Origin of the sequence: Caballeronia sp. BCC1704 (assembly GCF_902833455.1) — a bacterium.
Classification (GTDB): Bacteria; Pseudomonadota; Gammaproteobacteria; order Burkholderiales; family Burkholderiaceae; genus Caballeronia.
Genome location: NZ_CADFFT010000002.1, coordinates 860,162 through 885,860 on the forward strand (window position 1 = coordinate 860,162; position 25,699 = coordinate 885,860).

Consider the following 25,699-nt stretch of genomic DNA (forward strand, 5'->3'; position numbering starts at 1 on the left):
CGCGCTCACTGCGCCGATACCTTCACGATGATCTGCGCCTGCGTATCGCGTTCGATTTTTCGAAGCGCCGACAACGATGCCTCGAAATCTTCCGGCGAACAGACCTGCTTGCCGAAACGCGCATCCAGCGTGCGCGATACCTGGATCACATTGCTCGCCGGATCGAACACATAGCGCGAGCGATAGCGAAAGAAGCCGCTCGTCAGGTCGAGATCGTCGGGCACTTCGGCGACTCGCATGGTCTTAGGCAGCGCGATCTGCGATACCTCGTCGTAAGCGCCGCCCACGCACAGATACGGCTGCGTACGTGAGCGTTCCGCGAGCCAGTTGCGCGTCTGCGTGGCGATGCCGCCCGACAGGCTCGTGAGCGCGGGCAAGGCGGTCGTGCCGGTCGGCCAGACGACGTCGTCGAGCGTGCCGCGCAGCGTCGTCGCGAACGGGCCGCTGGTGGCATCCACATCGGTCGTGGTCAACGCGCCCGCGCCGTGCAAGTTCGTGAAACGCAGGCGGTCCGCGGCGATCTGATCGCGCCGCTGCGCGCTCGCGAGCCGCAGATTCATGCGCTCCAGCTCGGCGCTCCATCCCGCGTCCTCTACCCAATACGCGAACGTCGCCTCGCCTTGCGGCGCGACATCGATCTGAAGGCGCGCCGTGCGCGACAACGGCTGCGTCGCGGGCGTGCGCGAGAGCGCGCCGCTATCGACGAGCAGTGTCGGCCGGTCCATGTCCGCCAGCGGCAAAAAGCCGAACTCGACGCTCGACGCCGTGCTGTCCGCGAACATCGCGAAGTCCGGCAGATACGTGATGATGTGGTTGATCGCGCCCGCGCCGTAGCCCGGCACCGAAGGCAGCGAGTAGACTGAGCCGAGGCCGATCAACGCGGGCTCGTTGCGAATGCCCACCGCGTCCAGCAGCGCGCCGTACAGCGCGACGTGATCCTTGCAGTCGCCGTAGCGGTTCGCGAGCACGTCCGTCACGCGATGCGGCACGGCCGGACTCTGCCCGATGAACATCGCGACGTAGCGGATGTTGCGGCGCACCCAGTCGTAGAGCGTCCGGGCCTTCGCGCGCGCGTCGGCGTCGTTGGCGGTCAGCGCTTGAGCGAGCGCCCGCACGGCAGGATCACGCGCGCTCACATCGACGGCGAACGCGCGATAGCTCGCCGCGAAGCTCGCGTAGTCGGGAAACGTCGAGACCATCAGCCGGTCGCCGTATTGCGCATAGCCGACGGAGCCGCTTTCCATGCGCGCGATCTGCTCGCGACGGTAATCGAACACATAGCGCGTGCGGCCGTTTGCGGTGACAGGCGCGCGCGCGACATAGCCGCGCGTATCGGCGTAGAGCGGCTTCGTCGCCGGAAGATCGAAAACGAGTTGCTGGTCAAGCACCGGCCGCTGTCCCGGCTCGACGTAATAGCCGAACTGGCCGGGAATGACCGGGCTCGCCTGACTCTTGCGCGAATGCAGGTGCACCGTCGAGCCGACGCCCACAGCCGGAAAGATCACCGCGCGCAGCTTCGCGTCCTGAAACGTGGGCGCGCCCGCCGAGCGCGGCTCCTGAATATCGCGGATCTGATCGGGCGAGACGTCATGGCGCGCGCCGTTCGCATCGACGGAATAGGCCTCCACGATGTCCACCTTCGACACGCTGCGGTCGTACCAGACGTAACGCTGCGCGATCTCGTCGACGCCCGCCGCCGTGTTCGCGCGCAGCACGGTGCGGTCGTCTTCGCTGACCGAGCCGTCGTCCGCTACGACGAACTCGTGGACGTCGCTCACGACGGTGGACGGCTCGTCGGCGTCCGGCGCCGGCGCGGCCCACGCGCCGGTCGCAGCCAGGCACAGCGCCAATGCGTACGGGATTCGCATGAAGAACCGGCTCATGTTCGGCTCACGAGGAAACGCGCGAACGTTCATCGTACCCGAGCCGATGTCGCCGCGACAATTTGTATCACGTTGCGATATAATTTCACGCTTCGCCGCGCTCCCGACGCGCGATTCATTGACCCTCTCACAAGAACTCCTCGCTGAAAACGTGTCGCGCACCGTCCTCTTACGCTGGTTACATGGCTTCCTTCCCGCACCCGTCACACTCAGATGGACCGAACGGCTGCGCGCGGGCGCGGGCGCGCTCATCGGCATTGCGCTGACGGGCGGCATCGCGCGTCTGCTCGTCGGCGATAGCGCGGCGATTCCGTTCCTGATCGCGCCGATGGGCGCGTCCGCCGTGCTGCTCTTCGCCGTGCCCGCGAGTCCGCTCGCGCAGCCGTGGTCGATCATCGGCGGCAATCTCGTGTCGGCGATCGTCGGCGTGTCGTGCGCCGCGCTGATCCACGATCCCGTCGATGCCGCGGCGCTCGCCATCGCGCTCGCCATCTGCGGGATGTTCGCGCTGCGCTGCGTGCATCCGCCTTCGGGCGCGGTGGCGCTGACCGCGGTGCTCGGCGGCCCGTCGATCCACGCGCTCGGCTACGGCTTCGTGCTCGCGCCGGTGGCCATCCAGTCGGCGGCGCTGCTGTGCTCGGCGATCGTCTATCACGCGCTGACGGGGCACCGTTATCCGCACGTCGCGCAGGCGTCGCCGAAAGCGCCGGACGGCGCGGCCTTCACGCGCGCGGATCTCGAAGCCGTGCTCGCGCGCCGCAGCGAAATGCTCGACGTCGATCCGGACGATCTCGAAGCGCTGCTGCGCGAAACGCAGTTGCAGGCTTACGCGCGCCGCTTCACCGAATTCAGTTGCGCGGACATCATGTCGCGCGGCGTGGTGTCCGTGACGCCCGATACCACGGTCGACGAGGCGCTCGCGCTGCTCGCCCGGCATCGCGTGAAGGCGCTGCCGGTGATCGACATGACGCGGCGCGTGCGGGGCATCGTCACGCGAGCGGACCTCGCGCCCGCGCACCGGTCCGCGCCCCGCGATGCCTTCGCGCGCGCCGTCGAGCGCATCATGCGCGGGCCGTCGCAGACGCCTGCGCGCGTCGGCTCACTGATGACCACCGATGTCTGCACGATCGACTCCCGCACGCCCATCGCGGAACTGGTGCCGATGTTCGCGGACTTCGGGCACCACCACATTCCGGTGGTCGATCACAACGAGCGCCTGCTCGGCATGATTACCGAAACCGATCTGATCTCGGGGCTGTATCGCCAGAGCTTCGCGAGCGAGCGCAAGAGCGCCTGAAAAAACGATGAAAAACGCACGCACCCTGACCAAGCCGGACTTCGAGCAGCTTTCCGAATTCCGCTATCAGATGCGCCGCTTCGAGCGGTTCTCGGAGCGCGCCGCGCAGGAAGAAGGCATTACGCCGCTGCAATACCTGCTGCTTCTGCACATCAAGGGCTTTCCGGGCCGCGCGTGGGCGACGGTTGGTGAGTTGGCCGAGCGATTGCAATCGCATCACCACGGCGTCGTGGCGCTCGTCACGCGCTGCGAAGCGCTCGGGCTCGTGCGACGCGAGCAGAGCGCGGAGGATCGCCGGCAAGTGCAAGTGCATCTCGAAGCGCGCGGCGAGCAGGTGCTCGCGCGCCTCGCGGCGCTGCATCGCGCGGAGTTGAAATCGCTCGACGGCGCGTTCCGCGTCCCGCAAATCGATCTTTAAATCTCGCGGAGTTTTCTGGAGTGACAGCCATGAATCATCATAAACGCGACTTTTCCGTGAACGACCGGCTGCTGCGCATCTGCGGGCTCGCGGCAGTCATCGGCGGCATCAGCACGCTTGCGGCGGTCGTGCTGCTCGCGCTCATTCATCTCTTCACGAATCTGTTTTTCTTCCAGACGTTCTCCATCGAGGATCGCTCGCCCGCGCTCCATACGCTTGGGGCCTGGGTCATCGTGATTCCGGTGATCGGCGGGCTGATCGTCGGACTGATGGCGCGCTTCGGCTCCGAGAAGATTCGCGGTCACGGCATTCCCGAAGCCATCGAAGCGATTCTCTTCGGCAAGAGCCGCATGTCGCCGAAAGTGGCGGTGCTCAAGCCGCTGTCCTCGGGCATCGTGATCGGCAGCGGCGGGCCGTTCGGCGCGGAAGGTCCGATCATCATGACGGGCGGCGCGCTCGGCTCGCTGATCGCGCAGTGCATCGACGTGACGGCCGCCGAGCGCAAGACGCTGCTCGTGGCGGGCGCGGCGGCGGGCATGACCGCCGTGTTCGGCACGCCGGTCGCGGCGGTTCTGCTCGCCGTCGAACTGCTGCTCTTCGAATGGCGGCCGCGCAGCTTTCTGCCCGTGGCGCTCGCGTGCGCCGTGGCCGGCTTCGCGCGGGCGTTCGTGTTCGGCACCGGCGCGCTTTTCCCGATGCAAACGCAGCCGCCGCACATGATTTCGCTGCTGTCGTGCCTCGTCGCGGGGCTGTTGTCGGGCGTGCTCGCGTCGGGTCTGTCGGCGGCGCTCTACAAGCTCGAAGATGCGTTCGGCAAGCTCCCGCTGCACTGGATGTGGTGGCCGGCCATCGGCGGCGTCGTGGTCGGCATCGGCGGATATCTGGAGCCGCGCGCGCTCGGCGTCGGCTATGACGTGATAGGCGATCTGCTGCATCAGCACATCGCCATTCAGGTGGCGCTCGCGATTCTGGCGGTGAAGGCGGTGATCTGGGTCGTGGCGCTCGCGTCCGGCACGTCCGGCGGCGTACTCGCGCCGCTCTTGATGCTCGGCGCGGGACTCGGCACCGTGCTCGGCGCGGTCTTGCCGGGCCACGACACGGCGCTGTGGCCGCTCGTCTGCATGGCCGCGACGCTCGGCGCGACACTCGGCGCGCCGCTCACCGCCATCGTCTTCGCGTTCGGCCTCACGCACGACAGCAACGCGCTTCTGCCTCTGCTGGCGGCGACACTCGTCGCCCACGGCTTCGCCACCGTGGTGATGCGTCGCTCGATCATGACGGAGAAGATCGCGCGGCGCGGGTATCACATCTATCGCGAATACGGGGTGGACCCGCTGGAGCGTCACCACGTCGATGAAGTCATGACGCGCGACGTGAACACGATCGACGCCGCGACGCCGCTCGCTGACGTGCTCGCGCGGCATTTCGGGCCGCAGCAGGCGCACCGGGCGTATCCGGTCGTGCGCGACGGGGCGCTCGTCGGCATGCTGGATCGCGCGGCATTGGCGGCGCTCGGCGAGGCGTCGCAATCGGGCGGCATCACGATCGGGGAGGCGCTCGCGCAAAAAAACGATGCCGCGCCTGCCGTCGCGCTGCCCGGCGAACCGTGTCGTCTCGCTGCCACGCGCCTTGCCGTGCATGACCTGGAACGCCTGCCGGTCGTGGCGGACAAGGCGTCGATGCGGCTTGTCGGCATCGTCTCGCGCAGCGATCTGGTGAAGCCGGCGCGCGCGCATTTCGACGAAGAACACCAACGCGAACGCTTCCGCGGCTTTCGGCGCGCTCAGGCGTTGCGCAAGCCGTAAGCGTCATTCGACGCGGCGAAGCGATGCAGGTCCGCTCGCAATTCCGCGAGCGGGCGCGACCAGTCGCCGAGTTGCGTCTGCCGATAGAGACGCATGGACGGATACCACGGCGTGAAGCGCGCGCAGTCGTACCAGCGGCAATCGCAGGCCTGCGCAAGCAGCACCCACACCGGGCGATTCAGCGCGGCGGCGAGATGCGCCGGCCCGCTGTCGATCGAAATGATCAGATCGAGCGCCTCGAACGCGCGGCCCGTATTTCCGAATGTGTGCAGATACGGCGCCATGTCGACGACGCCGTGCGCGTTCATCAACGCGCGCTCGGCGTCGCCCGGTTCGCCCACTTGCAGCGAGTAGAAACGGCACGTCGTATCGGCGAGCAGGCTGGCAAGGACGGCTAACTGCATCGACCGATACGGCTCGTGGCGTGCGCCACTTGCGCTGCGCCAGATCAAGCCGACTTTCGGCCGCGGGCCGTCCGCGTGCAATAGTGCGCTCGCTTCGGGCGCCAAAGGCTTGGCGGCATCGAGACCGATCAGCGCCGCCGGATCGGCTTGCGGCGCGTAGGGCGACGGCTGATAGCGCGCCCACAGATGGAAAACGGAGGCGACGCGGTCGCACCGCTGGACTTCCATCGAGCGCGCGTCGACCGTCGGAACCGACAGGCGCACGCGCTCTCGCGGCCGCACGACGTCGCGCCAGAAATCGAACATCTCGAAGACCACCTCGCGCGCGCCTTCGCGCAACAGGGCATCGACATAGCGCGAGAAAAGCACGAAATCGCCGAAACCGCCTTCGACGAGCAGAAGAATCGACTTGCCGGCGACCGGCTCGTCCATCCCGAGCATCTTGGGCTTGAGCCGCTCGATCCACGTCCTGTCGCCGCAAAACAACGTATGAAGGAGCGCCTCCGCGCAGCCGGTGTCACGATTCGCGCGGTGCAGTTCGTGCGCTTCGTGGTATTTGCCTAGGCTCAAGAGCACCATGATCAGCTCTTCAGTGAGCCGATAGCGGCTGACGTTCGGCATCGGATAGTCAAGGCCGCGCGTCAGCCACGCTTCCGCCTCGGCGAACATGCCGAGATAGTTCATGTCGATGCCCATCTGCCCCGCCCACGCGCCGCCGGCATCGGGCCGTGCGGCGATCTCGCGCAGCATGGCTTGCGCTTCGGGCGCCCGCCCGGCCATGCGCAACGCGCGAACGCTGTCGATGGTGACCGGAAGTCGGGCGTCGGATTGAACGGGCATATTTTGAACGAGAGCGAAATGACAGCGCACGATGCCAGATCGGCCGCTTCTTTCGATGTAATAAAAGGTGCCGACTTAAATGATAGGCATGTTGCCGCCGGAATCGATCAATAAAATATCGCTGCTTGTTTGCAGTTTGCGCATATTAGCCGCACGGCAACGCGACTCGCGCCGCTGCCTCACCGTTATCACATGTCATGAAATATCTTCGTCAACGCGTGCCGATTATCGCGAGCACGGCCGCGCTTTTTCTCGTCACGCTTGTCGGAAACGAATTACTGTTTCCGCATTCCGAATACGTGCCTGGCGCTAACTGGATTTATCTGCCAGCCGGCATGCGCTTGCTTTGCACGCTGCTCTTCGGGGAAGCCGGCGCAATCGGCATGCTGTGCGCCGCCTGGGTCAGTTGTGTTTTCCTGTATTTTCCCGACGATCCGGTGCGCTCGCTTTTCTACGGCACCATCTCCGCGCTCGCGCCTTATCTTATTTATCTATTCGCGACCGGCGCGCTCGGTTTGCGCACGTCGTTATCCAATCTGACGGCGAAGCGTCTTTTGCTGCTGATTCTGCTGTATTCGATCGCCAGTCCCGCCCTGCATCAGATCTGGCTCGCCATGCATGGGGAAGCCGCGGGCGCGGGTAAGCGCTTCGTGGTGATGGTGGTGGGAGATTTATCCGGCAGTTTGATCATGATCTACGCGATCAAACTGGCGTTGTGGGTGATGGTGCGAGTCGCGCCGTTGCGGCGGCGTTTGGGTGATTCATGAACCGGCCGAAGGATGGCGCCGCCCGGCTTCGATGCCGGGCGGCGCCTGTTTCACCGCTTCTCTCATCTCTCTCAGGTTCTCGCGTAGCAATCAGCCATATTCAGCAATTCATTGCCAACTCGATTGTTTCGCATCATAGCATTTGCTTATCAGCTTGATAAGTTTTTTGTGCAAGGAGCGTCAGACGCGAACGAGTATGATTCACTGCACTACGATGTCTATTTCCCCAAGCGCTGGAGCAAGCGCATGACAATGACGAAGAAACCGCTCGTCGACGCTTACTTTCGCTTTCTGAATCTCGCGCAGGCCGTGCAGGCGCTGCCTTCCGTGCCGAAGTTGGACGCGGCCGAGGAGCGCCTTCTCGAAGCGCTGACGGCGGCCTGGCACGCGGGCCGCACGCTGACGGTCACCGAAACGATGGCGCTTTCCGTCGCCGGCGCGCCCGCCACCGTCCACCGCAAGCTCACGCGCCTCAAACAGCAAGGTCTCGTCACGCTCGATGAAACCGGCGCGGACTTGCGCACGAAATCGGTGGTGCCGACCGCCAAGGCGCTCGCCTACTTCGAAAAGCTGGCCGCGTGTCTGGAGGAAGCGAGAAAGAAGTAGCGCGCGGGTCCGCGCCGCGCGGTTTATTCTGTGGCTCCTGCACAACGAAAGCGGGAGTCGGAGTCATGAAGCCTCTCAACACGCGGCGCTCGCCCGGCCGGCGCGACTTCCTGCGCGCGACCGCAGCCGCCGCGCTCGCCCTGCCCGGCGTTGGCGCATCCGCCGCGGACGCGGCCATCGAGCCGATGCACAGGCGCCCGATTCCCTCGACCGGCGAGGCATTGCCCGTCGTCGGATGCGGCACCTGGCGCACGTTCGATGTCGGCAACGACGCCGCCCGCCGCCGCGAACTCGCCGACGTGCTGCGCGTGCTGTTCGCGGCGGGCGGCTCGGTCGTCGATTCCTCGCCAATGTACGGCAGCTCGGAAGCCGTCGCCGGCGCGCTGCTCACCGAACTGCACGCGCGCGACAAGGCGTTCGTCGCGACCAAGGTCTGGACCGAAGGCCGCGAGGAAGGCATCGCGCAAATGGAGCAGTCGATGCAGCGCCTCGCCGCGCCCCGCATCGACCTGATGCAGATCCACAATCTCCTCGACTGGCGCACGCAGCTTGCCACCCTGCGCGACTGGAAAGCCGCCGGACGCGTGCGCTATATCGGCATCACGCACTACACGTCGGGCGCGTTCCCGCAGGTCGAAGCCGTGTTGCGCGCCGAGCGCGTCGACTTCGTGCAGATCAATTACGCCGCCAACGACCGCGACGCCGAAGCGCGCCTGCTGCCGCTCGCGGCGGACCGTGGCGTCGCGGTGATCGTCAACCAGCCGTTCGGCGGCGGGTCGCTGCTGGCCGAGCTGCGCGGCAAGCCGCTGCCGCCTTTCGCGGCCGAACTGGGCTGCGCGAGCTGGGCACAGCTTCTGCTCAAGTTCGTGCTGGGCAATCCGGCGGTCACGTGCGTCATTCCGGGCACGGGCCGCCGCGAGTACATGATGGACAACGTTCACGCGGGCATCGGCGTCTATCCGGATGCGGCGCTGAAACGGCGAATCCAGGAAGCCGTCGCGTGACGTTCAACGGGAGAAAGACGATCGATGGGCGATCCGTTCAACCTGCAACGCTTCGTGAGTGCGCAGGAAAGCATCATCGATGAAGCGCGCGCCGAGCTCTCAGCCGGCCGCAAACGCACGCATTGGATGTGGTTCGTGTTTCCGCAGATCGCCGGGCTCGGGCACAGCCCGATGGCGCAGCGTTACGCGATTCAGTCGCTTGCCGAGGCGCAGGCGTATCTCGCGCATCCGGTGCTGGGCGCTCGGCTCGTCGAACTGACGCGCATCGTCAATGGCGTCGAGGGGCGCAGCGTCGAGGACATTTTCGGCTATCCGGACCATATGAAATTCCATTCGTCGATGACGCTGTTCGCGCGCGCCGCGCCCGACGAGCCGCTCTTCGACGAAACGCTACGCCGCCATTTCGACGGCCAGCCGGACGAAGCGACGCTCATGCGCCTGCGCTGATTCCGGCGACAGGCATGGCCGTTGCACCATGCGCATGTCTACTTCAACGGAGCCCGACATGAGCCGATCGCTGAAAGTCCACGACCACGTAAGCTGGAATACGCCGCAGGGCGAAACCACGGGCCGCGTGGTGCGCGTCATTTCCGAGCGCACCACGCTCGACGGTCACACCGTCAACGCGTCGAAAGACGATCCCCACTACGAAGTCGAAAGCGACAAGAGCGGCAAGCGCGCGGTCCATAAAGGCAACGCGCTCAAGCACATATCGCACTGAGTGGCGGAAGAAAGAAAAGAGCGGCGGCGCGGTTCATGCAAAAGCCCCGGGAAACGGTCAAACTGCTACCGCGCCGTCCATTGCGCCTTCTCGCAGAACCGTCTTGCCAAATCTTTTGAGGAATCGATATGAACTTGAAACTCGTGGCATCGCTCTTCGCTTCGTCGGCCATCGGCCTTGCTTCCACGCTCGTTTCCACCCCTTCGTTCGCGCAGGTCGCGGGCGCGCAGCCGCTCGGCGTGTCCGTCCAGGTCTCGACCGCGATCATCGACGGATGGAGCGTCAAGAAGTCGATTCTGAACAAGCCTGTCGTCAATGACGAAGGCGCGCGCGTCGGCGTGATCCACGACATCATCATCGCGCCCGACCATTCGGTCTCGTTCGCGATCATCGCGGCCAATCAGTTCCTCGGCGTGTCGCACCACGACGTGGCGATTCCGATCGAGCAGTTCGACGTGAAGAACGGCAAGCTCGTGCTGCCGGGCGCGACCAAGGACGCCATCAAGGCGCTGCCCGAGTTCCAGTACTCGAAGGTGAAGTCCACGCCGGCGCCGCGCGCCGACGCCGAACATCACTGATCTGGTGATTGAATGACGCAGCGGCGCGGTGGCCGCTGCATCCCTCTTACGTTCGACGGAACTCTCATGTTCAACGCGCTGCTGCTCGACAAACAGGACGACCGCACGGTTGCGTCCATTCAGTCAATCGACGAGTCGCGTTTGCCGCAGGGCGACGTGCTCGTGCGCATCGAATATTCGACACTCAATTACAAGGACGCCCTCGCAATCACGGGCAAGGGACCGGTCGTGCGGAGCTTTCCGATGGTGCCCGGCATCGACTTCGCGGGCGTCGTCGAGGAGAGTACGCACGCGTATTACAAGCCGGGCGATCTCGTCGTGATGAACGGCTGGGGCGCGGGCGAAACGCACTGGGGCGGTCTCGCGCAAAAGGCGCGCGTGCCGGCCGGGCATCTGATTCCGCTTGCTGCGGGCATCACGACGCGTCAGGCGATGGCCGTCGGCACGGCCGGCTATACGGCGATGCTCTGCGTGCAGGCTTTGGAGCAGCACGGCGTCGCGCCCGGCGACGGCGACGTGCTCGTGACCGGCGCGAACGGCGGCGTCGGCAGCTTCGCGGTGGCGATTCTCGCGAAGCGCGGCTATCGCGTCTTGGCATCGACGGGCCGGCCCGAAGAAGCGGCGCGGCTTCGCGAACTCGGCGCGGCGGATGTCATCGACAGACAGACGTTGTCCGCGCCGGGCAAGCCGCTGCAGAAGGAGCGGTTCGCGGCGGCGGTCGATTGCGTCGGCAGCCACACGCTCGCCAACGTCTGCGCGAGCTTGCGATACGGCGGCGCGGTCGCGGCGTGCGGCCTCGCTCAGGGCATGGATTTTCCGGCGACGGTCGCGCCGTTCATTCTGCGCGGCGTCGCGCTGCTCGGCGTCGATAGCGTGCATGTGCCGACGGAGCAGCGCATCGCGGCGTGGAACGCGATGGCTGCGGACGTGCCCGTCGAGACCATCGAGCGCGTCGCGAGCGCCATTTCGCTCGCCGATGCGCCGGAAAGCGCGGCGAGCTTGCTGCGCGGCGAGATCAAAGGGCGCGTGATCGTGGATGTGAATGCGTGAGCGCGGCGGGGCGTTGGCGGCGAATTCGGCTGGTTAGCACGTTACGACCATCCCACTGTGCGAGGCCGATTGCACGCGCCCCGACACACGCAGAGTCTGCTGCGGGTGAAACGACGGGGCGTGCTCGTCGATTGCCATGGCGTGCGCGCGGCGCAGCGTGACTCGCAATCCGTGCTGCCGACGCCCGCCGCGCTCCTCATCTCGCTCGCCGACGCGTTGAATGCGGCGGGCGGGGCTTCTCGGCGAATCAAAGGGCACGGGTCCGTCGATGCGAACGTGGAGCGCGGCGCGGCGTGGACCACCACTCGCGCCGTCGATCGACACTTCGCCATTTGAGTGCGTCGCCCGCCGACGCGCCGGAAAAGCCGTATGTCTGTTTCGCGGCGAGATGGACTGGCGCGCGATCGTGCATGCAAACGCGGAGTCCGACACAGCGGCTTGCCACGCTTCACTTCGCGTTAAAACGTGCTCCATCCGCTCGCATCAGCTTCAGCGCTCGCCGCTGCCTTTCGCACCGGCGCGGGCCGCGTTGCCTTGCGCGCGACGACCGGCGCAGGCGCCCCAATCGCCGCAATCACCGAACCGCCCGCCTCCACGCTAAAGAACCCCATCGCTTCGTTCAGCTTGCGCCCCTGTTCTTCGAGCGCCTGCGACGCGGCCGCCGCTTCCTCCACAAGCGACGCGTTCTGTTGCGTCACTTCGTCCATCTGCGTGATGGCCTGATTGATCTGCTCGATGCCGCGTCCCTGCTCCACCGACGCCGCCGCGATTTCCTCCATGATGTCGGTCACGCGCGCAACCGCCTGCGTGACTTCGCTCATCGTCGAGCCCGCTTCGCCCGCGAGCGCCGAGCCGTCGCGCACCTTGTCGACCGACTCCGCGATCAGTTCCTTGATCTCCTTCGCCGCCGTCGCGGACCGCTGCGCCAGGCTGCGCACTTCCGTTGCGACCACCGCGAAGCCGCGTCCCTGCTCCCCCGCGCGCGCCGCCTCGACCGCCGCGTTGAGCGCCAGGATATTCGTCTGAAACGCGATGCCCTCGATCATTCCGGTGATCTCGGCGATGCGCGCGGAGCTATCGCTGATGCCTTGCATCGTCGACACGACGCGGCCGACGACATCGTTGCCCTTGCGCGCGACTTCCGACGCATTCGATGCCAGCGAGCTCGCCTGCTGCGCGTTGTCCGCGTTCTGACGGACCGTCGACGTGAGCTGCTCCATGCTCGCTGCAGTCTCCTGTAGGGATGCGGCCTGTTCTTCGGTGCGCTGGCTCAGGTCGGTGTTGCCCATCGCGAGTTCTTTCGCCGCGCTGCCGACGGCACCGCCGCTTTCACGCACGAGGCTCACGGTATCGGTCAGGCGCGCGTTCATGTCGGCGAGTGCGCGCAGCAGATCGCCGGTTTCGTCCTTCGTCTCGGCGACGATCCGGCTGCGCAGATCGCCGCGCGCCACGGTCTGCGCGATCCCGACCGCTTCCGCGATCGGCGTGGTGATCGACCGCGTGACCGTGATGCCCGCGATCACGGCGAACAGTCCGCCGAACACGCACAGCGCGAGCAGCACGTTGCGCTGCGCCTGATAGTTCGCCTCGAATTCGCGCACCATTTCGTCGCGGCGCACATTTGTATAAGTCGCGTAGTCTTCGGTGGCCTTCACAAGGCGCGCGAGCAGCGGGCGGCAATCCTCGTCGAGCTTCACGATGGCTTCGTCGTGACGGCCCGCGAGCGCGAGCGCTTCGATGGCGGTCGCCACCGGTCCGTACAGCGCCTCGACGCGCGTCATTTCGGCAACGAGGCTGCGCGCCTTGTCGCTCGTGTCGTTCGCGGACGCGACCATGTCCTGCAACTGTTTGAGGCGCGCCTGCACGTCCGCGTGCGCGCGCTCGACATCGGCCTTCTCCAGTTCGAGATCGGCGGGCTTCGTGACCAGCACGAGATTGCGCGCCGCGATGGCGCGGCGGTCCACGGCGGCGCGGACTTGCGCGGCCACGTCGGCGCGCGCGTTGATGCCGTGCACGTAATGCGCGAAGCCGTCGGTGGCCGTGGACAGCGCCCGCAGCGACATGCCCGCGACCAGCACGAGCAGCACGGCGAGCAATCCGAAGCCGGCGATGAGTTTGTTCTTGATGGTGATATTGCGGAGATTCACGCTTGGGGCTCTCTCAGGTCCGGAAAATCGTTGTTTGCATGACGCCCGCGCTCTTCGGCGCGAAAAAAGGACGCGAACGTTTGCTGTCCGCGCGTCGCGTCGCTCTAGATTTGATTACGGCGCGGCGGGCGCGCGTCTGAAGGGCTGCACGTGTCATCGTCGATATTCTGTTCGTCGACGATAATGACGGCTTTCCGCCTCCACTTTGCTCATGACCGATCCGCTCGATATCCGCACGCCCGAATTCGACGCCGCGTTGCGCGCGCTGCCGCCCTCGCCTGCTTCGTCCGCCGACGTCGCCACCGACGAGACGTACTGGGACGCCGTGCGCGCGCTGTATCGGCAGACGGATGCCGTCGTCAATCTGGAGAACGGCTACTGGGGCGCGATGGCGGAGCCGGTGAAGTCGGTGTTTCATCACTGGATCGACCGCCTCAATTACGAGACGACGACGCTCGTGCGTCCGCACTGGGGCGCGATCCACGACGGCCTGCGCGAGCGCGTCGCGGCGGCGATGGGCTGCGGCGTCGACGAAATCGAACTGACGCGCAACGCCACCGAGGCGCTGCTCGCGCTCATCAGCGGCTACAACCGCCTGTCGCCGGGCGACACCGTGCTGTACAGCGATCTCGACTACCCGTGCGGCAAGGATGCGATGGAATGGCTGCGCGAGCGGCGCGGCGTGACGCCGGTGCAGATCACGATTCCCGAACCGCGCGCGGGCGAGGATTTCCGCCGCGCGGTCATCGAAACTTACGCTGAAGCGCTGCGCCAGCATCCGCGAACGCGGCTCGTGCTGGTTTCGCACGTCTGCTTCGCCACCGGCCTCGTGATGCCGGTCGCGGAACTGTCGGCCCTGGCGAAAGAAGCAGGCGCGGACGTGATCGCCGATGCCGCGCATTCCTGGGGCGCGCTCGACTTCGACGTGCCCGCGCTCGACGCGCCCTTCGCCGCGCTGAATCTGCACAAGTGGATCGGCGCGCCGCTCGGCTGCGGCGCGATCTTCATCCGCCGTGGATATCTGAACAACATCGATGCGTATCTGGGCGACCGCGCCTGGCCTGCCGACGACATCCGCTCGCGAGTGCATACCGGCTCGCCGAATTTCGCCGCGTGGCTCACGGTGCCGGCGGCGCTGGACTTGCACGCGCGCATCGGCGCGCATGCGAAGGAAGCGCGTCTGCGGGCGCTGCGCGATGCGTGGGTGAAGCCGGCGCGCGCACTGCCGGGCGTGCGCATTCTCACGCCGGACGATCCGTCGATGGCGGTCGGCATCACCGCTTTCCGGCTCGACGGCCAGAGCGCCCGCGCGACGTGCGATGCGCTGCGCGAACGCTTCGGCATCTTCACCGTGACGCGGCCGGGCCCCGACGCGGGAGACGTGGTCCGCGTGACGCCCGCGCTGTTCTCGCGGATGTCGGATGCGGAGCGGCTCGCCGAGGCGCTCGGCGTGTTGTCGCGCGAGGCGAGCTAGGCGGGCGCGGCTTCGCTGATTGGGATGGTGCATCGAGCCGCGCAATGAGGTAGCGTAGGCCTTCAGCGCGGGCGACGAAGGTTCAACATCTTCACAGTGACCCGGCCCGCGCGACGCCCGCGTTGTTCTCGCGGATGTCCGATGCCGAGCGGCTCGCCAAGACGCTTGGCGTGTTGTCGAACCAAGCGAACTAGGCGGGCGGGGCTTCGCCGTCCACGCGCCTCACGTCGACCCGCGCGATCAACATGCCCAGCCGCTCCGAGCTTGGCGCTTCCCCGTCAGCGCGCGAGGCAAGCTAGGCGGGCGCCGCTTCCGCTGCCTGCTGATCGCGCGTCGAGCCGCTCGATCAGCTCGATCAGCGCCTCGGAGCACGACGCTTCCACCTTCGCGCGGGCAGCGAAGGTTCGACATCGTCACCGCAACGCGGCCCGCGCTGATCTAGCGCAGGTCGGATGCCGAGCGGCAGGCCCAAGTGCTCAGGGTGGTGCCGAATAAGAAGCTAGGCGGGCGCGGCCTGGCTACCTGCCGATCGCGCGTCGAGCCGCGCGATCAGTTCGCCCAGCGCCTCCGAGCACGGTGCTTCCACCTTCAGCGCGAGCAGCGCATCGGCGCGCGTCTTGCCGATGTTGATCGCCGCGATCGGCTTGCCGCTTTTCGCGGCCCACTCGCAGAAGCGGTAGCCGGAATAGACCATCAGCGACGAGCCGATCACGAGCATCGCGTCCGCGCCGTCGAGCGCGCTCGCCGCGTCCTGCACGATCTCGCGCGGCACGCCTTCGCCGAAGAAGACCACGTCCGGTTTGAGCAGCCCGCCGCAACGCGTGCAGCCGGGCACGTCGAACGCGCCGAAGTCCAGGTCTTCGATGAGCGCGTCGCCGTCCGGCACCGCAGGCGCCGTGTAGCCCACGAAGTCGGGATTCGCCGCTTCGAGCAAGCGTTGCACGTCGGCCCGCTCGTGCCGCGCGCCGCAGTCCATGCAGCGCACGCGGCCGATGTTCCCGTGCAGTTCGATCACGTCCGGATTTCCGGCGCGCGTGTGCAGACCATCCACGTTCTGCGTCACCAGCCGATGCACGCGCGAGCGCGCCGCCAGCGCCCGCACGGCGTGATGCGCCGCGTTGGGCCGCGCGCTCGCCACCACCGGCCAGCCGATCAGGCTGCGCGCCCAATAGCGCCGCCGCGCGTAATCGGAGTCGAGAAAGTCTTTGAGGAGAATCGGCGCGCGGCCGGTACGCTGGCCTTCGCGATCGCGATAACAGGGAATGCCGGACTCGGTGCTGATCCCCGCGCCGGAAAGTACGAAGAGCCGCGGATGCCGCTCGACGAAGTCATGAAGTGAAAGCACGTGCTGTCCTTGGTGCGCAAAAAAACGCGCGGTAGTTGCCGGTGCGGTATCTTGAAAATATAAGGCGAAATGCCTACCGATGCACCGGCCTTACCACTTCGTCGATTCTGGAATTGGCTTGACCAAACGGCGGCGCGCCGATAGATTGGTGCGCTGCCCCACCTTATTCGAACGAGAGACACGATGCTGACCGTCATCTGCGAAACCCCCGGCACCCTCAAGGCCGAAGAACGCGCGAAGCCGCAGCGCGCCGAGAACGAAGTGCTGCTGCGCGTGAAGCGCGTCGGCGTGTGCGGCACGGACCTGCACATCTTCACCGGGAATCAGCCGTATCTGTCGTATCCGCGCGTGATGGGCCACGAGTTGTCCGGCGTGATCGAGGAAGCCGACGCCGCGAGCGCCTTGAAAGCGGGCGATACCGTCTATGTGATGCCGTATCTGTCGTGCGGCAAGTGCATTGCGTGCCGTCAGGGCAAGACCAACTGCTGCGTCAACATTCAGGTGCTCGGCGTGCATCGCGACGGCGCGTTTACCGAATATCTGAATCTGCCCGCGCAATTCGTCCATAAGGCCGAAGGCGTCACGCTCGATCAGGCGGCGATGGTCGAATTTCTCGCGATCGGCGCGCATGCCGTGCGGCGCGCCGACGTGCAGCCGGGCCAGCGCGTGCTGGTGGTCGGCACGGGACCGATCGGGATGGCGGCGATCACGTTCTCGCGGCTGCGCGGCGCGAACGTCACCGCGCTGGATACGCGCGAAGATCGCCTCGCGTTCTGCAAGCGCGAATTGAAAGTGAACGCCACCGTGCGGATCGGCGAGCGCGACAAGGAGGAACTATCGCAACTGACGAACGGCGAGTTCTTCGACGTGGTGTTCGACGCGACCGGCAATTCGCGCGCGATGGAGCGCGGCTTCGAGTTCATCGCGCATGGCGGCAAGTACGTGCTCGTGTCGATCGTGCCGGACCGCATCTCCTTTGCCGATCCCGAGTTCCACAAGCGCGAGGCGACGCTGCTCGCGAGCCGCAACGCCACGCCAGAGGACTTCGAGACGGTGCTCGCCGCGATGCGCCGCGGCGACGTGCCGACGGATGCGCTCAACACGCATCGCATGGCGCTCAATGATGTGCCCGCGCAGTTTTCGTCGTTGCTTGACCCGAAGGCGGGCGTCGTGAAGGCGATCGTGGAGTGTTGAGGCGCTGATCTGGTCGGCTGCGCGGGTAGCGCGGCTGGCCTTGGGGGGTGGCACATCGATCTTGAAGTATTGCCCGCTACTGAGGCCGCGTCGTTTGCGCTGAAGCGGACGACGCGAACCCGATCGTGGACTGCCTCGCTGCTATTGAGGCCGGCTGCGCACATAACGCGCCCTGCCTTGAGCGTCGTGCCACGGCTCGGCGGTATCGCGCCAGATCTCATACTCGGGCGGATACAGCCCGATCTCATCGAAGATGCCGGTCGGCACTTCGATCTCCGGCACGCCATCGAAAGCGAGATAGACCGGCGAACCGCACGTCGGACAGTGATGGCGGCGGCCCGTCGCGGAGCTTTCCCAAGCGATGGTGTCGCCGGAAACCTCCACCGCGTCGCGCGCGAAGATCGCGTACACGCCGAACGGCGCGCCGTGGATGCGGCGGCACGTCATGCAGTGACAGAGATTGACCTCGTTCGGCTCCGCGAACACGCGCACCCGAACCGCGCCACAGGCGCAATGTCCTTCGTGAATGAAATGGCGGCTCATGCATCGCTCCCGGCGTTGCCTGCTTCGCCGCAATCTCGCGACGAAGCACGAGCGCGCTCAGGCGCTCATCGCACGAAGTATCCGCGGTTTTGCATGCACTCGCCGTACGCGCGCCAGTAGCGGACCATCGGCGGCTCGGGCGGCGGAAGCGGCGGCATCTTCATGTCGCCGCTATAGAGCGCATCCGATGCGCCGCTCGCCATGCCCGGCATCGCTGGCATGCCTGCCATGCCCGTGCCTGCGGTGCCGGACGCCGCCATTGCCGCCGACGCGCCGCGCGGCGCCGATGCGCCCGCGACGACCGCCGCCGATGCTCCGGACGCCGCCACGGCGGCCGATGCCCCCGAAGCCGGCGACGCAGCCGATGCCGCGAGCGCGCCCGATGCGGTCGGCGGCAGCGGCGGCTCGACGGCACGCGGCGGGCTTATCGTGCGCGTGTCGGCTGTGCTCTGTTTCGGCGCGGCCTGCGACTCTCGCGCCATGTTGACCTTCGTCGTCTGATTGGCGTACGCATAGCAGGCGGCGTTGTCCACGGCCTGTTGTCCGGCGCTCTGGCTGCGGCCGGGCAAGGTCATCGGCTGCTGCGCGAGAGCGGCGCAAGAGCCGACGAGCAAGGCGATTCCCGCGAGATGTGAAGGTTTCATTGACTGCGTTCCCCGATGCGGTGTTTTTAGTCGTTGCAGTTCGCTCGCCACCGCGTCGCTCGCGCGTATGGCCGCGAGTCTGCGCCGGGCCTGCTGTCAAGGATACCGCGCTCACGCACCGCGCCACGCCAGAAACACCGGTATCTTCCGCCAAAATCCGCATCCGGCGCGCCCCGCCGCCGCGTCAGAACTTCATGCCGACGCCCACGCCGAGCACCCACGGATCGATCTTGAGCGACCCCAGATCCGCCCCGCCCGCCGACGCGCTGGTGCGCATCCAGATCTTCTTCACGTCCGCGTTGATGAAGACGTTCTTTGCGACGTCGACATCCACGCCCGCCTGCAACGCCGGGCCGAAGCTGCTTCGCTTGATGGACACGGGCGTATCGCCGGCTTCGAGCTTGTCGTTGTAGAAGTACGTGTAGTTCAGTCCCGCGCCGACGTACGGCCGCACATGGCCCTGATGATTGAAGTGATATTGCAGCAGAACGGTCGGCGGCAGCACGCCCACGCCACCCAGTCCGCCGATGTTCGATGTCACCTGATGCCGCGACGTCGCGAGAATCAGTTCGACGCCGATCTGATCGCGGATCATGTACGTGAAGTCGAGCTCCGGCACGATCGCATTGTTCACATCGACGCCCAGCGAGCCGAGCGTGCCGCCCGCCGACACCTGCGGCTGTATGCTGATCGCCCGCAAGCGCACCAGCACGTCGCCCGCGTGAATGCCGGTCATCGTTTCATCACCGGCATGTGCCGTCCCTGCAAAGAAAGCCGCGCTTGCCAGCAGCATCGCCCGAAGTTTCGTTCTCATCTTTCGCATTCCCGGTTGAAAGCTCGATTGTCCCGGCGAGCGGCGAGCGTCTACTTGACGGCGAACAACGGAATTCAGCGTGTGCTTATCCCGCGACGCGACACCTTGCGCATCGACAAGGAAAACGGCCGGGTCCGCTGCTTGCTTTTACAGAAGCAAAGGACAGAACATTGGGAGAACGAGATGAGACCCACTTTTGGAGCAGCGGCTCGACTGGCGGCGATGCTGGCGGGTGCCACATTCGCAATGGCGGCGAACGCGCAAAATCCGACGTCGAGGCCGGAAGGCCATCCGAGCGGTCAGCAGACCACGCAGCCGAACCAGACGAAGCCGAGCCGGCTCGACAACGACAGCACGCCCGCGTATCAGGAACAGAACGTCACGCCGCCGGCCGTCGCGGCCGAGCACGCAAGCGGCGTGCTGAGAACGCAGCCGGGCAAGACGTCGGCGGGAAAAGCGCCGCCGCCGAAGCGCCCAAACGGCCTCGGCTTCGATACCGACGCGGGCAGCATGGGAAAGAAGCCTTGATCGTTTAAAGGACGCGAGCCGCGTTCACGTCGTCTTGTTCGGCCAGGGCCACGTGAGATAGCGAGACGGCTTTTGGGTCTCGCTCTTTTGCTTCGGCGCGTCCTCGCTCTTCTGCTTCGGCGCGTCCTCGCTCTTTGGCTCCGGCGCGTCCTCGCTCTTTGGCTTCGGCGCGTCCTCGCGGGCTGCATGCGCGGGCGCCGCGCTTTCGGCGATCTCGGGCAAGTCCTCGCCGAACCACGGCACTTCGCCGCGCCTCTCCTCCACATACGCGCGCCAGCCGGTCGGGTTGTCCTCGAAGAGATCGTGCTTCACGGTGTTCGCGAGCATCGGACGATTCAGCGATTCGTCGAGCAGCGCCTTCGGCCACACGAAGAATGCGCCCGATGCGCGCCGGATGAACTCGCGCGGCGTCATGCGCGCATCGACGAAACCGAGCAGCGTGAAGCCCGCGAGCGCGTCGTTGCCGCGCACCGCGTCGCCGATGCTCGCGTACTCGTCGGCGCATTGGCTCAGGCAAAACACCGTCTCCAGCACATCGCCGAGATGCAGCAGCAAGGCGCGTCGTTCGTAGGGTTCCTGTATCGGGGCCGCTTGGTTCGTCATGCGCGCTTTCCTTCGGGTAGGAGATGAAATGCGGACGGCGCGCATCGCGTGACGCACGCCGCGTTCATCCCGATTCTAGCGAACCTGACGTTGGATTCCGACTCGCGCGTGCATTAGCGGCAGATGCGATACGGGCCCATGTCGACGTGAAAGTGCGTCTTGTGCAACGCGTTGTAGTCGGGCCCGAGCGTGGTGTCGAACGAACGGCACGCGCCGTCGTGAACGCGGCGCAGGAACACCGCATCGGGCGACGCGGTGTCCTCCCAGCGCGCGAGCGCGATGCGCCGACCGTTCGCGAGCACGAAGCCGGTCAGGTCGATGGCGTTCGCGCTCGCATGCTGACTCAGCCCCGCGTCCTTCTGATGATTCACGTTGCGGCACGCGTAGCTGCCGACATGCTCGATGCGCGTCACGCGCTCGCCGAACACGTCGATGGCGGCGGGCTGAAGATACTGATGCTCGAAGAACGCAATGCCGAGCGCGAGCGGACACGTCGCGAGAAACGGCGCGCTGAAGCGCACGTCGTCCGATTGCGTGACGCGCACGACGTTCGTCAGTTCGCAGCCGCCCGGCCCGGACGTCTCCGCGATCGGCCGATACTGAAGGCCCGATTGCGCGAGCGCAGCATCGCAGAGTTGCGGGTCGTGGGTCGTGCGCCAGAGCTTGAATTCGGTCAGCGGGCCGGGCGGCGCGCGCACGTCGAGCGGCGCGAACGGATCGTAGCGTTCCGGCACGGCGATGCGTCGCGTGTACACGCCGTACGCCAGCACCAGCGCCGCGACGAACGCGAGCAGCAACAGCCAGCGGATGATTCGCCCGATCACCCTGCTCTCCGCATTGCGGCGCGCTTGCCGTCAGCCCGCGGGATGCGAGGCGTCCGTTGCGCTGGCCTGCACGCGCTCGGCGAGCTTCGCGTCGTAGCTCGAATGGATGTGCGTGCGCTTCTTGTCCGGATACGCGTACGAATAAGCCTTGCGCAACGCGAGCGACGCTTCGTGGAAGCCCGAAAGAATGAGCTTCTGCTTGTTCGGATAGTTCGCGATATCGCCGACCGCGAAAATGCCCGGCCGCGACGATTCGTAGTTCGACGTATCGACTTCGATGCGCCCGCCGCGCACGTCGAGATTCCAGCCGGCGATCGGGCCGAGATCCGCGACGAGGCCATACAGCACGATGAGCTTGTCCGTCGCGATATCCGTCGTGCCTTCCACGTGCTTGATGCGCACGCCGCGCAGCGCGCCATCGGGCGCGTCGAGCGAATCGATCATGCCGACGACGAAGCTCATCTCGCCCGCCTGGACCTTCGCCTTCATCGCTGCGACCGAGGCCGCCGCCGCCGAAAAGCCGTTGCGCCGATGCACGAGCGTCAGCTTGCGCGCGACGCCCGCGAGCGCGTTCGCCCAATCCAGCGCCGAATCGCCGCCGCCCGCGATCACGACCTCGCGGTCCTGAAAATCGGCGATGCGCGCGACGCTATAGAGCACGTCGCGTCCTTCGAGCGCCGCCGCTTCCGGCAATTGCAAACGCTGCGGCACGAACGCGCCGTTGCCCGCCGCGATCAGAATGGCGGCGACATCGAAGGTCATGCCTTGTTCGGTGCGCACCGTCCAGCGGTGATCCTCGCGCTGCTCGACGGACTGCACGCGCTGGTCGAGATGAATGGGCACGTCGAACGGGCGTATTTGCGTGAGGAGCCGGTCGACCAAATCTCGGGCGGTGCACGAGGGAATGGCGGGAATGTCGTAGATCGGCTTGTCCGGATACAGCTCGATGCATTGGCCGCCGATGCGCCCGAGCGCATCCACGATATGACACGAAAGCCCGAGGACGCCCGCCTCGAACGCGGCGAACAGGCCCACGGGGCCGGCGCCGATGATCAATACATCCGTCTGAATGGTGCTGCTCGAAGCGTTCATGTAGTCGTCTTCCGTTGTGCCGGCTGTCCTGCGTTGCCAGCATTCAACGGTCCACGATACAGAAAGCATCCGGGCGCGGCAACGAAGCCCCTGCGCCCAGGGCGGCGATTCCGCGCTGCGGCCTACTGCTTGTTCAACTCGCGCGCGTAGTACGCGGACGCGGCATCGATCTCTTCCGGCGTCATGTTGCGCGCGACATTGCGCATGACTTCGTTGATGTCGTTCGTGCGCGTGCCTTTAGCGAACGCGATGAGTTGCGCCTTCGTGTACGCCGCCGGCAAGCCGTCGATCCACGGACTGCCCGCCTTGTTGTCGATACCGCCGTGACACGCCGCGCACGGCGCGACATTGCGCATCGGCGCGCCGTGGGAGACGATGCCGGGCGCGAGCGAATCGCTGACCTTGCGCTGCGCGGGCGGCCTCGGCAGGCTCGCATAGTAGGCGGCGAGATCGCGCATGTCCTGATCGCTCAGGTTGGCGGCCATCGGCGACATCACGGCATTGGTGCGCGCGCCCGTCTGAAAATCCATCAACTGCTTGTAGATGACCGACGCATACTGCCCCGCGAGATTCGGCGAATTCGCCTGGCTCATGCCGCGTTCTCCGTGACACATCGTGCATCGCAGGGCGAGCGTCGCGCCGCGCCCGATGGAGTTTGCGCTCGCGTGCGCGAGCATTTGCGGCGTGACTTCGACGGCGGACAGCCTGCTTGTCGGCTGGACGGTCGTGTCACCGCTGTGCCACACGCGCGGCACGCCCGCCGCGCTGCAGATGGCGTTCCACACGCCGGTGAACGAGGCGTCGCGCTGCGCGGACGGCAGCCACACGAAGCCGATCAGCGCCGACACCGCCGCGACGCCGACCGTGGCGAATACGCTCGTCGCGAACCAGCGGTTGCGCAAGGTGAAGAGGCGTTCGTCGCTCATCGCTGCGCTCCGATGGGAACGGCCGGCACCGAGGTATCCGAGCGCGAGACGAGCTGCGCGATCGGATAGCCGTAGTTGACGAGCGTGAGGCCGATCATCAGCGCGAGCCACAGCCCGAAGCTGTTCAGCGCGACGGGGATGGTGCGCGGCTCATGGATCGCGCGGCTGAAGCGGAACTCTTCGACGCTCACGCGCGGCGCGCGGTGCGCACGTATCAGCACGACAAAGAACAGAATGGCGGACACGACGAGAATGAACCCGCCGATGGTCGATGTCACGACAGAGGCCGCCTGCGCCGCGATTTGCGGATCGCTGTAATCGTAGAACGCCATGCGTCGCGGCATGCCGAGCACGCCGACGTAATGCCACGGGAACGTCAGCACGATCATGCCGATGAACCACAGCCACAACTGCCAGCGCATGAGCTTCACGTCACGCAGCGCGCGGCCCGTGAGATGCGGCCACAGGTCATAAGCGATCGCGAAGTACATGATGACGATCGCGCCCGCGAAAATCAGATGGAAATGGCCCGTGACCCATTGCGTGTTGTGGACGGTCGAATCGAGCTGATAGCTCATGTTGATGATGCCGCCCGCCCCGCCGAAGCCGAGCATCACGAACGAAAACGCGACGGCGAGCATCATCGGGTTGTCCCACGGCAGCGCGCGAATCCAGCCGAGCGCGCCGCGGCCGCCGCGCAGCCGCGCCGCGATCTCCACCGACGCGCAGATGGTGAACACGGTCAGAAGCGTCGGCACGGCGACGAGCGCGGTGAACACCGAATGCATAAACTTGAAGCCCGAACCCACTTGCGGATCGGCGAACAGATGGTGAATGCCGATCGGCATCGACACCACGAGGAACAGGATGAAGGAGATGCGCGCCATCGCGTCGCTATACAGACGCCCGCCGATGGCGCGCGGGATGATCGTGTAATACGCGATGTACGCGGGCATCAGCCAGAAGTAGACGATGGCGTGCAGCGTCCACGAGAAGAAGACGCGGGCGAGACCGGCGTCGATGGTGCTCTTCCAGCCGATGGCCACCGGCAGGATCATGAACAGCACTTCGATGGCCGCGCCTACCGCCGTCCAGCCCCAAAGATACGCGCCCGCGACCGTCGCGAACATCGGCAGCGGCACGGTCTTGCCGGGGTTGTCGCGCTTCCATGCGTGCAGATTCACCGACATCAGCGCGACCCAGATCCACGATCCGACCACCACCAGCACCACGCCGAGATAGTAGAACGCGTTGCCGATCATCGGCGGATAGAAGGTGTAGAGCACGGAGGCCAGACCCATCGCGACCGGAATCATCGCCATGACGGAGCCGACCGCGACCAACCAGAAGCCGAGCCACGCCCAGCGCACGCCGACGAGCGCGCGCTTGAGCGCGAGCTCGCTCACCGCGTAGCCGAAGCCCATTGCGATGAGCGTCGGGAACACGTAGCCCATCGCGGAGCCGTGCGCCGTCACGGACCGGTAATAGATCTCGGGATTTTGCAGTCCGATGAAGAGCGGACTGCGCGCGAACATCTGCCAGGCGCCGAGCAACAGCGCGACGCCGAAGGCCGCGAACGCGAGCCAAAAGTGCGCGAGGATAAGGCGCTTGCTATTTAACACAGGACAGTCTCCGCGAATGGGCCGGCAACTTGTCGGCCATCTGCATGAATTCGGCGCGATCGATCACCTTCACATGCGCCCACATGCCGTGATGCCCGACGCCGCAGAACTCGTGGCACGGCATCAGATGGTCGCCGGGTTCGTCGAACGTGGTCTTGAAGGTCGAGACATAGCCCGGTTCCAGCATCGAGTTGATATTGGTCTTCGTGATCAGAAAGCCGTGCACGACATCCGAACTCGTCGCGCGGAACGTGACCGGCACGCCTGCCGGCACGAGCAGGCATTGCGGCGTAAACGAGTACTGCTGCGCGACGACGCGCACCGTCACCGAGCCGTCGGCCTCGGGCGCCGTGCCGAGATTGCTTTCGACGAATTCGCCGGACACGTGCAGCGTCTCGGGCCGCACGGTCTCGACGCGCGAAGGCGGCATCATCGCCCAGTGCAGGCCGGTGTAGACCACCATCGCGACCAGCACGGCGACAATGGCGAGCACGAGCATCGCCCAGCGTTTCTCGACGCGCTCCGCGACTTCATGTGAACCTGGATGGATGGCCATAAATCGCTGCTGAA

Annotated in this window: 27 protein-coding genes; 14 read left to right on the top strand and 13 right to left on the bottom strand. The window is 66.0% G+C overall.

Going from position 1 to position 25,699, the window contains the following annotated elements; genetic code table 11:
- Positions 1-5 precede the first annotated feature (5 nt).
- On the bottom strand, positions 6-1,868 hold the full coding sequence (locus HWX53_RS13605; protein WP_175941600.1) for a DUF3857 and transglutaminase domain-containing protein: 1,863 nt from the start codon (positions 1,866-1,868) through the stop codon (positions 6-8).
- Between the two features lie 166 nt (positions 1,869-2,034).
- Between HWX53_RS13605 and HWX53_RS13610 the strand changes: the two genes are divergently transcribed.
- The 3 genes from HWX53_RS13610 to HWX53_RS13620 are packed head-to-tail and all read left to right on the top strand — an operon-like array spanning position 2,035 to position 5,403.
- Complete coding sequence (locus HWX53_RS13610; RefSeq protein WP_175942422.1) at positions 2,035-3,180, top strand: HPP family protein; 1,146 nt, start codon at positions 2,035-2,037, stop codon at positions 3,178-3,180.
- A 7-nt stretch (positions 3,181-3,187) separates the two neighbouring features.
- On the top strand, positions 3,188-3,598 hold the full coding sequence (locus HWX53_RS13615) for a MarR family transcriptional regulator (protein ID WP_175941602.1): 411 nt from the start codon (positions 3,188-3,190) through the stop codon (positions 3,596-3,598).
- A 29-nt stretch (positions 3,599-3,627) separates the two neighbouring features.
- On the top strand, positions 3,628-5,403 hold the full coding sequence (locus tag HWX53_RS13620; protein ID WP_175941604.1) for a chloride channel protein: 1,776 nt from the start codon (positions 3,628-3,630) through the stop codon (positions 5,401-5,403).
- On the opposite strand, the gene HWX53_RS13625 is transcribed toward HWX53_RS13620, so the two are convergent.
- Positions 5,382-6,647, bottom strand: a complete 1,266-nt coding sequence (locus tag HWX53_RS13625; RefSeq protein WP_175941607.1) for a glycosyltransferase family 9 protein — start codon at positions 6,645-6,647, stop codon at positions 5,382-5,384. The genes HWX53_RS13620 and HWX53_RS13625 overlap by 22 nt on opposite strands.
- A 197-nt stretch (positions 6,648-6,844) precedes the next feature.
- On the opposite strand from HWX53_RS13625, the gene HWX53_RS13630 reads away from it, so the two are divergent.
- From HWX53_RS13630 to HWX53_RS13665, 8 genes are all read left to right on the top strand, one after another.
- Positions 6,845-7,414, top strand: coding sequence for a hypothetical protein (locus tag HWX53_RS13630; protein WP_175941609.1), 570 nt, complete (start codon positions 6,845-6,847; stop codon positions 7,412-7,414).
- A 246-nt stretch (positions 7,415-7,660) separates the two neighbouring features.
- Positions 7,661-8,020 carry a winged helix-turn-helix domain-containing protein gene (locus tag HWX53_RS13635; RefSeq protein ID WP_175941611.1) on the top strand — a complete coding sequence of 120 codons (360 nt, stop codon included), beginning with the start codon at positions 7,661-7,663 and terminating at the stop codon, positions 8,018-8,020.
- Between the two features lie 65 nt (positions 8,021-8,085).
- Complete coding sequence (locus HWX53_RS13640) at positions 8,086-9,024, top strand: aldo/keto reductase (RefSeq protein WP_175941613.1); 939 nt, start codon at positions 8,086-8,088, stop codon at positions 9,022-9,024.
- Positions 9,025-9,048: 24 nt separating this feature from the next.
- Complete coding sequence (locus HWX53_RS13645; protein ID WP_175941615.1) at positions 9,049-9,471, top strand: DUF1810 domain-containing protein; 423 nt, start codon at positions 9,049-9,051, stop codon at positions 9,469-9,471.
- A 58-nt stretch (positions 9,472-9,529) separates the two neighbouring features.
- Entirely contained in the window at positions 9,530-9,745 is a 216-nt protein-coding gene (locus tag HWX53_RS13650) for a DUF2945 domain-containing protein (RefSeq protein ID WP_159833678.1), read from the top strand.
- A gap of 128 nt (positions 9,746-9,873) precedes the next feature.
- The gene (locus HWX53_RS13655) at positions 9,874-10,323 is read left to right on the top strand and encodes a PRC-barrel domain-containing protein (protein ID WP_175941617.1); all 450 of its coding nucleotides are present in this window, start codon (positions 9,874-9,876) and stop codon (positions 10,321-10,323) included.
- Between the two features lie 66 nt (positions 10,324-10,389).
- A complete protein-coding gene (locus HWX53_RS13660; RefSeq protein ID WP_175941619.1) occupies positions 10,390-11,373 on the top strand; it encodes an MDR family oxidoreductase in 984 nt (327 codons plus the stop codon).
- A 105-nt stretch (positions 11,374-11,478) separates the two neighbouring features.
- A complete protein-coding gene (locus HWX53_RS13665) occupies positions 11,479-11,709 on the top strand; it encodes a hypothetical protein (protein ID WP_175941621.1) in 231 nt (76 codons plus the stop codon).
- Between the two features lie 122 nt (positions 11,710-11,831).
- Here the strand turns inward: HWX53_RS13665 and HWX53_RS13670 are convergent, their stop codons facing one another.
- Positions 11,832-13,520: a methyl-accepting chemotaxis protein gene (locus HWX53_RS13670; RefSeq protein ID WP_175941623.1), complete on the bottom strand. Its 1,689-nt coding sequence runs from the start codon at positions 13,518-13,520 to the stop codon at positions 11,832-11,834.
- A gap of 211 nt (positions 13,521-13,731) precedes the next feature.
- Here HWX53_RS13670 and HWX53_RS13675 point away from each other — a divergent pair, with 211 nt between their 5' ends.
- Positions 13,732-14,994 (top strand): aminotransferase class V-fold PLP-dependent enzyme, encoded by a 1,263-nt coding sequence (locus HWX53_RS13675; protein ID WP_175941625.1) that lies wholly within the window; start codon positions 13,732-13,734, stop codon positions 14,992-14,994.
- A 499-nt stretch (positions 14,995-15,493) separates the two neighbouring features.
- On the opposite strand, the gene HWX53_RS13680 is transcribed toward HWX53_RS13675, so the two are convergent.
- Entirely contained in the window at positions 15,494-16,420 is a 927-nt protein-coding gene (locus HWX53_RS13680; protein ID WP_279612499.1) for an NAD-dependent protein deacetylase, read from the bottom strand.
- A 102-nt stretch (positions 16,421-16,522) separates the two neighbouring features.
- On the opposite strand from HWX53_RS13680, the gene HWX53_RS13685 reads away from it, so the two are divergent.
- Positions 16,523-17,533 carry a zinc-binding alcohol dehydrogenase family protein gene (locus HWX53_RS13685; RefSeq protein WP_175941628.1) on the top strand — a complete coding sequence of 337 codons (1,011 nt, stop codon included), beginning with the start codon at positions 16,523-16,525 and terminating at the stop codon, positions 17,531-17,533.
- A 141-nt stretch (positions 17,534-17,674) separates the two neighbouring features.
- On the opposite strand, the gene HWX53_RS13690 is transcribed toward HWX53_RS13685, so the two are convergent.
- From HWX53_RS13690 to HWX53_RS13700, 3 genes are all read right to left on the bottom strand, one after another.
- Positions 17,675-18,076 (bottom strand): GFA family protein, encoded by a 402-nt coding sequence (locus HWX53_RS13690; protein WP_175941630.1) that lies wholly within the window; start codon positions 18,074-18,076, stop codon positions 17,675-17,677.
- A 65-nt stretch (positions 18,077-18,141) separates the two neighbouring features.
- The gene (locus HWX53_RS13695) at positions 18,142-18,720 is read right to left on the bottom strand and encodes a hypothetical protein (RefSeq protein ID WP_175941632.1); all 579 of its coding nucleotides are present in this window, start codon (positions 18,718-18,720) and stop codon (positions 18,142-18,144) included.
- 184 nt (positions 18,721-18,904) lie between these two features.
- Positions 18,905-19,534 (bottom strand): OmpW family outer membrane protein, encoded by a 630-nt coding sequence (locus tag HWX53_RS13700; protein ID WP_241269921.1) that lies wholly within the window; start codon positions 19,532-19,534, stop codon positions 18,905-18,907.
- A gap of 183 nt (positions 19,535-19,717) precedes the next feature.
- On the opposite strand from HWX53_RS13700, the gene HWX53_RS13705 reads away from it, so the two are divergent.
- Positions 19,718-20,062, top strand: coding sequence for a hypothetical protein (locus HWX53_RS13705; protein WP_175941636.1), 345 nt, complete (start codon positions 19,718-19,720; stop codon positions 20,060-20,062).
- Positions 20,063-20,086: 24 nt separating this feature from the next.
- On the opposite strand, the gene HWX53_RS13710 is transcribed toward HWX53_RS13705, so the two are convergent.
- From HWX53_RS13710 to HWX53_RS13735, 6 genes are all read right to left on the bottom strand, one after another.
- The gene (locus HWX53_RS13710) at positions 20,087-20,665 is read right to left on the bottom strand and encodes a hypothetical protein (RefSeq protein ID WP_175941638.1); all 579 of its coding nucleotides are present in this window, start codon (positions 20,663-20,665) and stop codon (positions 20,087-20,089) included.
- A gap of 113 nt (positions 20,666-20,778) precedes the next feature.
- Positions 20,779-21,489, bottom strand: coding sequence for an extensin family protein (locus HWX53_RS13715; protein WP_244140104.1), 711 nt, complete (start codon positions 21,487-21,489; stop codon positions 20,779-20,781).
- A 30-nt stretch (positions 21,490-21,519) separates the two neighbouring features.
- The gene (locus HWX53_RS13720) at positions 21,520-22,581 is read right to left on the bottom strand and encodes an NAD(P)/FAD-dependent oxidoreductase (RefSeq protein ID WP_175941640.1); all 1,062 of its coding nucleotides are present in this window, start codon (positions 22,579-22,581) and stop codon (positions 21,520-21,522) included.
- A gap of 122 nt (positions 22,582-22,703) precedes the next feature.
- Positions 22,704-23,507 (bottom strand): c-type cytochrome, encoded by an 804-nt coding sequence (locus HWX53_RS13725; RefSeq protein WP_175941642.1) that lies wholly within the window; start codon positions 23,505-23,507, stop codon positions 22,704-22,706.
- Entirely contained in the window at positions 23,504-25,129 is a 1,626-nt protein-coding gene (locus HWX53_RS13730; protein ID WP_175941644.1) for a b(o/a)3-type cytochrome-c oxidase subunit 1, read from the bottom strand. Before HWX53_RS13730 ends, HWX53_RS13725 begins: the two co-directional genes overlap by 4 nt.
- Positions 25,119-25,685 (bottom strand): cytochrome C oxidase subunit II, encoded by a 567-nt coding sequence (locus HWX53_RS13735; RefSeq protein ID WP_175941646.1) that lies wholly within the window; start codon positions 25,683-25,685, stop codon positions 25,119-25,121. Before HWX53_RS13735 ends, HWX53_RS13730 begins: the two co-directional genes overlap by 11 nt.
- Positions 25,686-25,699 lie beyond the last annotated feature (14 nt).

Bases quoted from the DNA above. Each gene is read 5' to 3' on its own strand.
- HWX53_RS13605 (WP_175941600.1), bottom strand. From the start codon at position 1,868: ATGCGAATCCCGTACGCATTGGCGCTGTGCCTGGCTGCGACCGGCGCG.
- HWX53_RS13615 (WP_175941602.1), top strand. From the start codon at position 3,188: ATGAAAAACGCACGCACCCTGACCAAGCCGGACTTCGAGCAGCTTTCC.
- HWX53_RS13620 (WP_175941604.1), top strand. From the start codon at position 3,628: ATGAATCATCATAAACGCGACTTTTCCGTGAACGACCGGCTGCTGCGC.
- HWX53_RS13625 (WP_175941607.1), bottom strand. From the start codon at position 6,647: ATGCCCGTTCAATCCGACGCCCGACTTCCGGTCACCATCGACAGCGTT.
- HWX53_RS13630 (WP_175941609.1), top strand. From the start codon at position 6,845: ATGAAATATCTTCGTCAACGCGTGCCGATTATCGCGAGCACGGCCGCG.
- HWX53_RS13635 (WP_175941611.1), top strand. From the start codon at position 7,661: ATGACAATGACGAAGAAACCGCTCGTCGACGCTTACTTTCGCTTTCTG.
- HWX53_RS13640 (WP_175941613.1), top strand. From the start codon at position 8,086: ATGAAGCCTCTCAACACGCGGCGCTCGCCCGGCCGGCGCGACTTCCTG.
- HWX53_RS13645 (WP_175941615.1), top strand. From the start codon at position 9,049: ATGGGCGATCCGTTCAACCTGCAACGCTTCGTGAGTGCGCAGGAAAGC.
- HWX53_RS13650 (WP_159833678.1), top strand. From the start codon at position 9,530: ATGAGCCGATCGCTGAAAGTCCACGACCACGTAAGCTGGAATACGCCG.
- HWX53_RS13655 (WP_175941617.1), top strand. From the start codon at position 9,874: ATGAACTTGAAACTCGTGGCATCGCTCTTCGCTTCGTCGGCCATCGGC.
- HWX53_RS13660 (WP_175941619.1), top strand. From the start codon at position 10,390: ATGTTCAACGCGCTGCTGCTCGACAAACAGGACGACCGCACGGTTGCG.
- HWX53_RS13675 (WP_175941625.1), top strand. From the start codon at position 13,732: ATGACCGATCCGCTCGATATCCGCACGCCCGAATTCGACGCCGCGTTG.
- HWX53_RS13685 (WP_175941628.1), top strand. From the start codon at position 16,523: ATGCTGACCGTCATCTGCGAAACCCCCGGCACCCTCAAGGCCGAAGAA.
- HWX53_RS13690 (WP_175941630.1), bottom strand. From the start codon at position 18,076: ATGAGCCGCCATTTCATTCACGAAGGACATTGCGCCTGTGGCGCGGTT.
- HWX53_RS13695 (WP_175941632.1), bottom strand. From the start codon at position 18,720: ATGAAACCTTCACATCTCGCGGGAATCGCCTTGCTCGTCGGCTCTTGC.
- HWX53_RS13700 (WP_241269921.1), bottom strand. From the start codon at position 19,534: ATGAGAACGAAACTTCGGGCGATGCTGCTGGCAAGCGCGGCTTTCTTT.
- HWX53_RS13705 (WP_175941636.1), top strand. From the start codon at position 19,718: ATGAGACCCACTTTTGGAGCAGCGGCTCGACTGGCGGCGATGCTGGCG.
- HWX53_RS13710 (WP_175941638.1), bottom strand. From the start codon at position 20,665: ATGACGAACCAAGCGGCCCCGATACAGGAACCCTACGAACGACGCGCC.
- HWX53_RS13720 (WP_175941640.1), bottom strand. From the start codon at position 22,581: ATGAACGCTTCGAGCAGCACCATTCAGACGGATGTATTGATCATCGGC.
- HWX53_RS13725 (WP_175941642.1), bottom strand. From the start codon at position 23,507: ATGAGCGACGAACGCCTCTTCACCTTGCGCAACCGCTGGTTCGCGACG.
- HWX53_RS13735 (WP_175941646.1), bottom strand. From the start codon at position 25,685: ATGGCCATCCATCCAGGTTCACATGAAGTCGCGGAGCGCGTCGAGAAA.